9 protein-coding genes and 1 tRNA gene are annotated in these 11474 nt (G+C 59.5%); 3 read left to right on the top strand and 7 right to left on the bottom strand.

Going from position 1 to position 11474, the window contains the following annotated elements; translation table 11 throughout:
* Nucleotides 1–13: 13 nt before the first annotated feature.
* Nucleotides 14–151: a type II secretion system F family protein gene (locus R6U20_RS00695; RefSeq protein WP_410335958.1), complete on the top strand. Its 138-nt coding sequence runs from the start codon at nt 14–16 to the stop codon at nt 149–151.
* A 703-nt stretch (nt 152–854) separates the two neighbouring features.
* Here R6U20_RS00695 and R6U20_RS00700 read toward each other — a convergent pair.
* From R6U20_RS00700 to rpmH, 5 genes are all read right to left on the bottom strand, one after another.
* A complete protein-coding gene (locus R6U20_RS00700; RefSeq protein ID WP_410335950.1) occupies nt 855–1199 on the bottom strand; it encodes a thioredoxin family protein in 345 nt (114 codons plus the stop codon).
* A 128-nt stretch (nt 1200–1327) separates the two neighbouring features.
* Nucleotides 1328–2716, bottom strand: coding sequence for a tRNA uridine-5-carboxymethylaminomethyl(34) synthesis GTPase MnmE (mnmE, locus tag R6U20_RS00705; protein WP_410335951.1), 1389 nt, complete (start codon nt 2714–2716; stop codon nt 1328–1330).
* Between the two features lie 15 nt (nt 2717–2731).
* Complete coding sequence (gene yidC / locus R6U20_RS00710) at nt 2732–4657, bottom strand: membrane protein insertase YidC (RefSeq protein WP_410335952.1); 1926 nt, start codon at nt 4655–4657, stop codon at nt 2732–2734.
* Nucleotides 4658–4745: 88 nt separating this feature from the next.
* A complete protein-coding gene (locus tag R6U20_RS00715; protein ID WP_410335953.1) occupies nt 4746–5192 on the bottom strand; it encodes a ribonuclease P protein component in 447 nt (148 codons plus the stop codon).
* Nucleotides 5193–5228: 36 nt separating this feature from the next.
* On the bottom strand, nt 5229–5393 hold the full coding sequence (gene rpmH / locus R6U20_RS00720) for a 50S ribosomal protein L34 (protein ID WP_410335954.1): 165 nt from the start codon (nt 5391–5393) through the stop codon (nt 5229–5231).
* 201 nt (nt 5394–5594) lie between these two features.
* Here rpmH and R6U20_RS00725 point away from each other — a divergent pair.
* Nucleotides 5595–5669, top strand: a tRNA-Val gene (locus R6U20_RS00725).
* 315 nt (nt 5670–5984) lie between these two features.
* On the top strand, nt 5985–10310 hold the full coding sequence (locus R6U20_RS00730) for a PAS domain S-box protein (protein WP_410335955.1): 4326 nt from the start codon (nt 5985–5987) through the stop codon (nt 10308–10310).
* A gap of 4 nt (nt 10311–10314) precedes the next feature.
* On the opposite strand, the gene R6U20_RS00735 is transcribed toward R6U20_RS00730, so the two are convergent.
* Both R6U20_RS00735 and R6U20_RS00740 read right to left on the bottom strand, forming a co-directional pair.
* Nucleotides 10315–10707, bottom strand: a complete 393-nt coding sequence (locus R6U20_RS00735; protein ID WP_410335956.1) for a hypothetical protein — start codon at nt 10705–10707, stop codon at nt 10315–10317.
* 92 nt (nt 10708–10799) lie between these two features.
* A partial coding sequence (locus R6U20_RS00740) for a hypothetical protein (RefSeq protein WP_410335957.1) occupies nt 10800–11474 on the bottom strand: 675 nt, incomplete at its 5' end.

The raw sequence follows: 11474 nt of genomic DNA on the forward strand, positions 1-11474 counted from the left end.
CCTGGCCGCAAACCTGGAAGAAGGACAGAGCCTGGCCGATTCATTGGCCAAAGAAAAAAAGTACTTTCCTTCCGATTACGTGGCCCTGGTGCGCATGGGCGAAAAAGGCGGCAACCTCATGCAGGGACTCACGAGGCGGGTACGTGTTTAGTGACTTATAGATCGAGACATTAGGGGAGGGGCCGGAGATGCGGGGAGCGTGCCACCTGTGCGAGGTAGGCGTTGAGATCCTTCCGCCGGGGGCGTCAGGATGACTTGGGAGCGTGAACAACAGCTTGGCATTGTGAGGCGCTCCCTCCTCTGTAGTCATGCTGAACGCAGTGAAGCATCTCAGGATGACCTGTTGGAAAGCAATGCCGCCACGCCTGCAAAGGGGCGCCTAGTATGGAGTCCCTGGTATGGGGCGGCTCGTGCCAACCGTGCAGGACAGGCCATAGGCATCATGACGTGGTGGAGTGGGGAAGGTACACACTCTCATCTGCTCCCCTCTCCAGGGGAGCGGCTTCGGGCGGTGCGCTTCCACCTGTTTCTTCCTGCGCTAAACACGTACCACGGCGCGCCGTGTCCCTACCCATTTGATTGTATTGATCCTGGGTCCAACGGGCCGTACGTGTTTAGCGACTTGTAGCCCGGGACGCGTGCAGTTCCGATAGCATTCGCCCCACAGATTGCCGGGGACGCAAGTGGTACCGACAGTGGTCGGCACAGGTTACCCGGCTATGGGTTTCCTTAGCCCGGGATCAGGAGCGAAGCGGATATCCCGGGCAATCATCGAGGCCCGCTAAACAGATATGCTGTCGGCAGGATATCCCGGGCGATCTTTGAAGACCGCTAAACAGCTACACACCGTGCCTCTACGAGCAGGCTACGCCCGTCGTGGTGCACATCGCGTCGATGAACGAACGGATGGGCTCCGCGCCGCGCAGCCGCGCATCGACCGTGCCGTTGCGGTAGACCAGCATCGTAGGCACCACCTCGATGCCTTGCGCGCGCGCCAACTCGGGATAATCGGCGACGTTGAGCGTGCCCACTACCGCTTCGTCCTTCAGATCGCGAGACAGGCGCTCCACGTCGTCGGTCAGCCCCTGGCAGGCGTAGCAGCGCGGCTCCCAGAACTCCAGGATCGCGTGGTCAGCCTCCAGGATACGAGATGCGAACGTATCGTCTGTTACAGTGAGCAGGTGGGTATCAGTAGACATAGCGGTTGGGAGCAAGGCACAGAGTAACGAGTGATGCTGGGGGACATGCAGTCTGTGTGATTACTGCCCAAAACGCTACACCGCTGGGCACACGGAAGCAGGGTATGCAGCCCACGGCTCGTTTTGCGCTACTTCCCGATACAGAACTGCGAGAAGATCTGGCCGAGCACGTCTTCGTTGGTGACCTCGCCGGTGATAGCGCCGAGCGCATGCAGTGCCTCGCGCAAGTCGAGCGTGAGCAGGTCGCTCGATACGCCCTGCTTGTAGGCACTCTGCGCACGCTCCAGCGCGGTCTGCGCCTCTTGCAGATGCTGCCGATGACGCTTGTTCATGACGACAGCCGAGGCCTCGGTGTCGCGCAAGTCGGCATCGACCTGATCGAGGAGCGCGGTGGTGAGGCGGTCGAGTTCATCGGCATCGTCGAACGCATCGAGTGCCGAGAAGGAGAGCGCATGCCCCACATCGAGATCGGGCGTGCGTTCGGTGTCTACCGTGTCGGATTTGTTGGCGACAACCAGCGTGGGCACCGACGGCTCCGCATCCGATAGCTCCTGGAGGAATGCGCGCTCATCGGCGTCGAGTCCGCGCTGCTGGTCGTAGACATAGAGCAGCACATCGGCCTCGCGAATGGAGGCTTCGGCGCGGCGTACGCCCTCCGCTTCGATCTGGTTGGAGGTATCGCGCAGACCCGCCGTATCCACAAAGCGGAAAAGGAGTCCGTCGAGTTCGGCTTCGGCCTCGATCTCGTCGCGGGTGGTGCCGGGGGTGGCGCTCACAATAGCGCGGTCGCGCCCCACAAGCGCATTGAGCAGCGTCGATTTGCCCGCGTTGGGCCGCCCACCAATGACGACGCGTACGCCGTCGCGCAGGAGTTCGCCGGTGCGGTAGGAGTCGAGCAGCGTGGAGACAAGCCGCTGTGCGGTGTCGAGCAAAGAGGTGAGCCGTTCGCGATCCGCAAACTCGACATCTTCTTCGGAGAAGTCGATCTCCAGCTCCATGAGCGCGCAGAGGTCGAGCAGTTCCTCGCGCAGGTTGGAGAGGCGGTCGGAGTAGCGTCCGCGCAGGTGCTGCATGGATACGCGGTGCGCCTGCTCGGAGGAGGCGTGGATGAGATCTGCGACGGCTTCAGCCTGGGCCAGGTCGAGCTTGCCATTGAGGAAGGCGCGCTCGGTGAACTCGCCGGGCTCGGCCATGCGTGCACCAGCCTGGAGGAGCGCATCGAGCACAAGCTGCGGTGCCAGGTCGCCGCCGTGGCACGACACCTCGACGACATCCTCGCCCGTAGCAGAGCGTGGACCCTGAAAGACCGTTACGACCACCTGATCGAGCTCTTCGCCCTCTGCATCCACCACATACCCGACGTGGGCAGTGTGAGAAGCCACGTCGGTGAGATCGGCACCGCGAAAGCGCTGGCTCACAACGTTGCGTGCTTCAGGCCCCGACACGCGGATGATGGCGAGCGCTGCACGTCCGCGAGCGGTGGCAATGGCGGCAATGGTATCGGAATCGGTGGGCATGGGAGGTACGCAGCGTTACTTCCGTTTCTGCGCCTCTTTTTGGGCTTCTTCGGCTTTTTTCAGCATCCGGGCGAACCAGCCGTCTTTGCCATCACCGTTCTTATTGGCATCAAACCGTGTGTTGGGCTGCTCCTTCTCCTTATCCAGCTGCCAGTAAATGTACTTCTGTTGCGCTGCCGTCGTGACATTGTAAAACAGGTAGTAGAGGCTGAGCGCAGAGGCAAAGCGGTTGAAGATAAAGAAGATGAAGAACGGCAAGACCCACTGGAAGATCTTGGCCTGCGCTCCGGTGCTCCCGGTGCTGCTCATCTGGATACGCATGGTAAAGATCATGGAGACGCCCATCAGCAGCGTGAAACCGGCTACGTAGTCGCCATAGAACGGGATGCTGAACGGAAGCTGCAAAATGGGGTCAGGGGCCGAAAGGTCGGCGGCCCACAGGAAACTCTCTTGCCGCAATTGCACCGACTGCGGGATGTACAGATAGAGCGCAATGATGATGGGATACTGTAAGAACATCGGTAAACAGCCACCAATCGGGTTGACGCCCGACTCGCGATAGAGCTCCATCATTGCCTGCTGCTGCTTCTCCATGTCGTCCTCGTACTTCTCCTTGATCTTATCCATCTCTGGCTTCAGATCTTTCATCTTGGCCATGGAGCGGTACGACGACTTGGTGAGCGGATAGACCACCACCTTAATTAGGATCGCCAGCAAGATGACGACGAACCCGTAGTTGGGTAGGACGCCGCCCAGGTAGGTAAGAGCCGGAATGAACACGAAGGTGGCCAGCGGACGGGTAATCCACTCGAAGACGGCCCAGCCATAGTTTACCATGCTGTAGAGTTCGCGCTCATACGACGCCAGGTTGTAGTAGTCGATCGGGCCCATGTAAAGGGAGAACGACTGGGTGCTGACATCGGACGAGGCCGCGGGGAAAAAGAGGCGGGCCGTGGTGCCCTCGCCGCCGCGTACGGTTTCTGCGACCCCTTCTTCGCGGATAATTTCGGCACCATCGACTGCCGACTCGTCTTCGGGCATAAGCACTGCCGTGAAGTACTTGCTGCGGTGCCCAATCCAGCTTACCGAGCCTGACAGGCGGTTTTCGGCATAGTCGCCGCTGTCGTAGACGAGGCGTTCCATGGTGCCTCCCGAGAAAGCGTACACGCCCGAATCGATGCGCTCACCTTCAGGATCGTCTTCAGTGAAGGGCACGCCCTGGTCCCACACCACATCGTACCCATCGTTGGTGGCATAGGACCGTGCGTTTTGCTGTGCGATTTGGAAGTTGAGGTCGTAGGGCTCGGGCGTAAAGGTGTAGGTGTAGCTAAGCGACCCTTCGCCTTCTTCGCCGAGCGTGGCGGTAAAGGTAATGGAGGCCTCTTCGGTGCCATCCACGCGGAGGGTGTCGGGAGCCTCGGTCTCGAAGTGAAGTGCCCGGGTATCCACCAGATGGCTGGAGGGGGTCATGAACGACACGCCCGGTACACCTTGCCCCGTCGTATCGACCACCTGAACGGGCGTTTCGCGATCGAACTGCTCATAGTCGGTCAGCGTGAAGCGCTCGATGACGCCGCCCTGGGTCGAGAACTCGGCGGTGTACTGGTCGGCGATGACGGTGATGGTGCGCGCTGTGCCCGACTCGGCACGCGCCGTTGCGGGGTCGCTCGGCGTGTCGTCTGGATCTGCTTCTTGCGCGGCGGCTTCGCTGTCTGAATCATCCGTTGAATCACCAGACGCAAGTGGCGCAGCGTCATCTGATGCGGTAGTGTCGGCAGGATCGGCAGGGGACTCGGTGGTGGTTTCCTCTTCAGCCGAAGGCTCGGGCGGCTCAGGGCCAAACCAGACGAGCCACCCAAACATGATAAGTCCGAAGAGCAGCGTAGCAATGAGGATATTGCGCTGGTCTTCAGAAGACGGTTGGTTGCGCAGCGTAGACAAGGCGGCCAGGGGGTGGTGGATACGAAAAACAGTGACGACGATACCGGTTCGTTACAGCCCAGTCATATCGCCGTGGCGTGGGGAGCCGTCAGTCGGTGGAAGACGGGGCAGGGCAGTCGGGGAGCGCGTGGGTTGCAGCGCGGAGTGCACGGGGCACGTCGCGCAGGATGCTCGTGCGAGCGTGGTCGGGCGAGCCGCGAAAGAGAAGCATCATAATGAGCGGCGGTGCATCGTCAGGCAGCGCCTTGCGCAGGACGTACTGATGCTGGCGGTAGGTTTCGCGCAGATACCGTCGTATTTGCGTGCGCTGTACGTTGGTGGCGTATGTGCGTCCTGGGGCAAAGCCCACCTGCACGGGTACGTTGTGCCCCACTTCGCGGCGCGAGGCCCAGCGGTAGAGCAGGCGCACCGTGCCACAGGCTACCGTCTGCACGTCCGAGCGAGAGCGGTCGAACAGCGACGCAATAAGGCGCCGCCGCTTCAACCGATGCGTGCGTGGAAACGTGTAGCGACGGTCGGAAGCAGGCGGCGGCATGGGCATATTAGCATAACGAAACGACGCGCGAGCCCGCTACACAGGCTTACCCGAAGACGTATCGCTCACCGTCAGGTTCTTGCGTCCTTTCTTGCGGCGGCGTTTCAGGATCTTGCGTCCGTTCTTGGTCTTCATCCGCTTGCGGAAGCCATGCTTGTTTTTTCGCTTCTTGCGGCTGGGTTGGTACGTGCGTTTTGGCATAACAGAAGCCGTGAGTAGATGATCGCATACAACGATAGGCGACAGATTACAACGGAACACCCCATAAGTTGTTTAGCCTGTGCTGTGCGAAGAGATCGCCAAAACGCAATGCGTCCCCCAATATCCGCGTGGAACGGATCCCTGCTGCTTGACATTATAGGTGCTGCTAATGCATACTGCATCATGCAAAAAAGCATGCATGGGTCCTTAGCTCAGTTGGTTTAGAGCGCCTGCCTTACAAGCAGGAGGTCCCTGGTTCGAATCCAGGAGGACCCACACATCATTTCTTGGTAGTGGATAGAAGGTTGGTGATTACTGAAAGCCTCATCCGCTGGTCATCCTGACGCCCGACCACTGTCGGGGCCAGTATGACGATAGTGGCTACACGGGCCCACCCCGTTGCATCGTATCACGTAACGTCTGGCTACTACCCATTTCTTCTCCTCTCCACGTCTCGGGGCGGTCGCCGTTGGCAAGAATTGGTCCTCGGCTGGACCGCGATAGCGCTGGATTGTATACTGTGGCCATACGCTGCGTTGTATTCGGTTCTGGTCCGATCAGCGCCTGCTGTTTATAGATGATTTTTTCTATATGGCCTCTCGTTACAACCCCGACCGGCTTCGTGCTGTACAGCGCTACGCTGCACTGGAAAACGCCGTCCAGCCTGCACTCCGTCGTATTGTGCGCCTGGCGCAGCACGGCAGTGGCGCCACGGCTGCCGTCCTCACGCTCGTGGATGCCGAACACGTTACCGTACTTGCCCAGCAGGACCTCCCCCACGCCACCACGTATCCCAACCACGCGTTTGCTCCCTTCGTGGTAGAGCACGGCGACCTGCTCATCGTGCCCGATCTTGCTGCCGATGCCCGCTTCGCCGATCATCCACTCGTTGTGGATGCGCCATGCCTGCGCTCCTATGCAGGCGTGCCGCTGACCGACCCAAACGGCCAGGTCCTGGGGGCTCTGAGCCTGCTCGACATGAAACCAGGCACCCTGGCCGACGTCGCCCCGGGTATGCTGCATGATCTGGCAACCCTTGCGCGCCACGAGATGGATCACCACGTCTTGCCGCATGCCCATGCCTCCATTCTCGAAAGCATTACGGATGCCTTTTTTGCACTGGATACCGAGTGGCGCTTCACGTACGTGAACGACCGCGCTGAGCAGCTCCTTGATCGTCCCAATGAAGACCTGCTTGGGCGCAACGTGTGGGACGAGTTTCCCGACGCCGTCGATCTGAAGTTCTATACGGCGTACCATCAGGCCGTTGAGGCGCAAGAAAACGTTCACTTCGAAGCATACTTTCCGCCACTCAGTACGTGGTTTCAGGTGAACGCCTACCCGTTCGACGGGGGCTTGTCGGTCTACTTCAACGATATTACCGAACAGCGCGAGCTTGAAGACACGCTGCGCCGCCAACAGGCCGAAGCGCGCTTACTCTTTGAGTCCAATCCGCTGCCCATGTGGGTCTATGACCCCGACACGCTGGGCTTTCTGGATGTCAATGAGTCGGCGGTGCAAACGTACGGCTACGACCGCGATACCTTTCAAGAAATGACGATCCTCGACATCCGCCCCAAAGACGAGATTGGGCGGCTCAAAGACTATCTGACTACCGATCGCCCCGATCTGCGTTCGGCCCCGGGCGTGTGGACCCATCAACGCGCCGATGGCTCTACGCTGAAGGTGGAAATCACATCGGCAGTGGTCGATTTTGAAGGACGTGATGCCGTTCTCGTGACCGTAAATGACGTGACGGAGCAGTATGAGGCGCAGCAATCCCTTCGCGAGCGCGAATCGCTTATCACCTCCATCAACGAAAACATTGCCGAGGGGCTCTACCGTGCCTCTGCAGAGGAGGGTCTCGTTTATGTGAACGACGCGTTTGTACGGCTTTTTGGATACGACAGTGCCGAGGAGCTGTACGCGCTCGATGACCTTACCGTACTCTACGCAGATCCCGAAGAACGTTATCACTTCATCGACCAGGCACATGATCAGGGCTACCTGCGCAATCAGGAAATCAAGTTTCAGCGGGCCGATGGATCTATGTTCTGGGGCCTTCTTAGCGCCAGTGTAACGCGCAACAACGACGGCAGCGTGCACCACCGCGACGGATCTGTGCTGAACATCGACGCTCGCAAGGCGGCTGAGCAGAAGCTGCGCCGCCGCGAGGAATACCTTACCGTTACGCTCAACTCCATTGGTGATGCAGTTATCGCGACCGACCCCGAAGGCCGCGTTACCGAGATGAACAACGTAGCTGAAACGCTTACCGGCTGGCCGGCCGAGGATGCCTTCGGGCGTCCGCTATCGGTTGTGTTTCCGATTCATAATGCACACACCGGCGCGCCTGTTGAGAGCCCAGTAGATAAGGTGCTTCGCGAGGGCCAGGTCGTCGGGCTCGCCAACCATACCGTTCTCACAGCGCGTGATGGCACCACGTACCAGATTGCCGATAGCGCGGCTCCGATCCGCGCCAGCGACGACGGCCCTTTGCTGGGTGTAGTGCTCGTTTTCCGCAACGTAACCGCTGAGTACGAACGCCAGGCTGAGATGGAGGCCGAGCGCCGTCGCCTGAAACTGGCGCTGCGCGGGGGCGACCTGGGGCTGTGGGACTGGAACCTGGACACCGGCCATGTGCACTACAATGAGCGCTGGGCCAGGATGCTCGGCTATGATCCGGAAGATATTGCTCCAACCGTTGAGGCTTTCCGCGACCGCGTACACCCCGACGACCGCCCGCGCGTCTTTGATGCCATTGACGCGCACCTTGCTGGCGAGACCGACTTTATTGAAATGGAGATCCGTATGCGCGCACGCGACGGCTCGTGGCGGTGGGTGCTAGACCGGGGCCAGATTGTGGAGCGCCATCCCGATGGTTCAGCCAAGCGCATTGCAGGCACGCATCTCGACATCACCGAGCGCAAGGAGCGCGAGGAGGCGCTGCACCATGCCAATGTGATGATGGAGCAGGCGCAGTCGGTTGCCGAAATGGGCAGCGGTGTGTGGGACCTCGCCCGAAACGAAGTCCGTCTCTCGCCCGAAGCGGCCCGCCTGCTTGGCTTCGATGATCTTACCTGCTCCATCGAGCAGTTCTTCAATCTGATTCACCCTGACGACCGGGAGGCCCTCATGGCGGAGGAGACGCTTCTGGAAAAAGGGCACGATGCGTACAGCGAATATCGCATACAGCCCAAAGACTCGACCGACGTGCGCTGGATTCGGGGCCGCTCGCGCGTTACGGCATTCGATGATGACGGCATCCCCACACGCATCCTGGGCGTGCTGCTTGACATCACCGAGCAAAAGCAAATGACTGAGGCACTGGCCCGGCAAAAGCAGCTGTTGGATACAACCGTTGATAGCTTACCGGGTATTTTCTATCTGGTTACGAAAGATGGCGAACTCCTTCGGTGGAACAAAAACTTTGAGACTGTAAGTGGATATTCGGCTGACGAACTGGTCGATTTGCATCCCGCAAACCTGTTTGAAGGGAAGGACCGGGCTCACATCCAAGAACGCGTGGCACGCGTCTTTGAAGAGGGACATGCCACCGCATCTGCAACGCTGGTGTCAAAGTCAGGCTCACGGACGCCCTACTTTTTTACAGGCAGTCGCATCATGCTTGAAGGCCGCTCCTGCATGGTCGGGGTTGGCGTAAATACGACCGACCAAAAGCAGGCCGAGGCGGCTTTGATTGAACGTGAACAGCGTGTCGAGGCGTTCTATGATGCCATGAGCAGCTTGACGCAGACCGAAACGGCTCAGATGCTGGCCGAGCGCGTGTGTACACTCATTACGGATACGCTTCAGTATCCGATCTGTGCAATCCGCTATGCGCAACACAATGCACTGGTGCCCATAGCGGTGTCAGACGTGTCGAAAAATCTGATGGGGGGCGACCGCCCTTCGTATCCCCTGGATGGCCCCGGCGCTGTTGTGCGTGCTTACCGGAACCAGACCACGATTCGGTACAGCGGCAACGACCCAGCCGACGCGATTCAGCAACCCGGCACGGTGCAATCGGCAGTGTACGTGCCAGTGGGTATGCATGGCACCATCTCGGTGGCCAGCCCTTCACCCGATGGCATTGCCTCGTTTGATACGAAACTCCTTGAGATTCTGGCTCACAATATGGCGAGCATCCTTGATCGCATTGAGCGCGAGGCGGACTTGCGCGCGGCCCGCGACGAAGCCGAAGAGATGAACCGCCTGAAGTCGGCCTTCCTTGCCAACATGAGCCACGAAATCCGCACGCCGCTCACCTCTATCATCGGATTTGCCGAGATTCTGCGCGACGAGGCCGACGAATCAACCCAGCGGTTTGCCGATCTAATCCATACCAGCAGCCAGCGTCTTATGGATACGCTCAAGTCGGTGCTCGACCTGTCGAAGCTGGAGGCCGGTGCAATGACGCTGAGTCCGGTGCCTGTTGCTGTTCATACCGAAGTCCAGAACACGGTAGATCTCTTCCAGCCCCGCGCCGATGAGCACGAGGTTACACTTGCAGCACATGGCACGGATACCAAGTGCACCGCTGTGCTCGACAAAAGCGCACTCGACCGCGTGCTCAGCAACATCATCAGCAACGCCATCAAGTTCACACCTGCCGGGGGATCCGTCAACGTCTCTCTTCACACAGATCCCGATTCGGTCGAAATCGAGGTTGCGGATACGGGGGTCGGGATCGACGAGGCGTTTCTGCCGGATCTGTTTGAGGCGTTCACGCAAGAGTCCACCGGAAACACGCGCGCCTTCGAGGGGAGCGGGCTCGGACTGGCCATCACCAAACGCCTTGTGGACATGATGGAGGGCACTATCGAGGTAGAGAGCACGAAAGGCGAAGGCACCACGTTTACCGTGCGCTTGCCGCGCGAATCATCGGCACTGCCTGAAGACGCCAGCACCATTTAGTTCGCTACCGCACCGGGGATAGCCCCGATGCATCAACGCGGGCTTTGCACGTTTCCCTGTTCTCGCATTCCCAATTGAGCGAGGCCCAGGCGGTGCCTTCGATCCCTTCCAGTTCGAAGCCGCCGTCGATGCTTGAGAGGGCAAACAGGAAGCGATCGGCCTCTTCGGCCTCAGTCATGCCAAAGTAGTTGACCTTGACGCCGTTGTGGCCTGCCCAGCTTAGCGTCTCCCACGCACAGCCTGCGTTGCAGGTCAGCGCAAAGCCGTCGTCGGTCGGTTCGACAACGATGTCAAACTCAGCAAGCGATGACTGCGCAGCAGCCTGGGGCGTGATTGCACACGCGGCAACCATGAGAAGCGCGCCGATAGCGATGGAGCGGGCTGTACGTAGAATCATGGGATGGTAAACTTAATTGTGAGAATGTAGTGGGTGCCGCCTGAAAGACAGTACACTATCTCCGCTCAGGCGACCGGTTCGTTGAATAGAGGCTATTCGTCGAGGCGATGGATCCAGACGTTGGGGCGCGCGGGTACCATCGCGGTGTATATGTGCGTATCCGTGGCGGCCTCTATCGTCTGGCCAACAGGCAACTCGATGGTCTGGTAGGTTTCCGTCGTCGGGTCGATGCGATGCCAGGCTACCATGATCTCTTCGGCCTCCTCGGGACTGAGTGGCTTGTCGGGTTCGGGAGATGCTTCCTGGATCCAAAAGCGCCCTTCCGAATCCACGTGCAATGCTTCGTAGGCCGGGTGCGTGTCGTGGAATCCAGCCTCTTCGATCATGGCGAGTTCTTCCCCATCGTAGATATCGCGGTAGAATCCAATTTCAGACGATGTTACGGGAAGTGCGGTGTGGTCTACATCAAGAGCGAGGCTATCATGCCCCTGCGCATCGCCGCACCGCACGCGCAGCGAGTCCGACCACCTGTAGCATACGCCGGTGTCGGTGTAGGAATAGAACGCTTTCCGCCCAAATGGACGCTCAACGCTCCGGTGATGCCCATTTTGGACGCGGACGTGTATCTCATCAAGCGGCATCTGGTACAGCTCATCCTGAATGTTCTCATTGCGATCTACACGCATGAGCCAGATGCCGGGGGCTCGTTCGAAGTTTGGGTTCTTCGGGCGGCTGTATGAAGCCAGCAATGCTCCTGAATCCGTCTT

It is taken from the genome of Longimonas sp. (assembly GCF_046498435.1).
Classification (GTDB): domain Bacteria; phylum Bacteroidota; class Rhodothermia; order Rhodothermales; family Salinibacteraceae; genus Longimonas.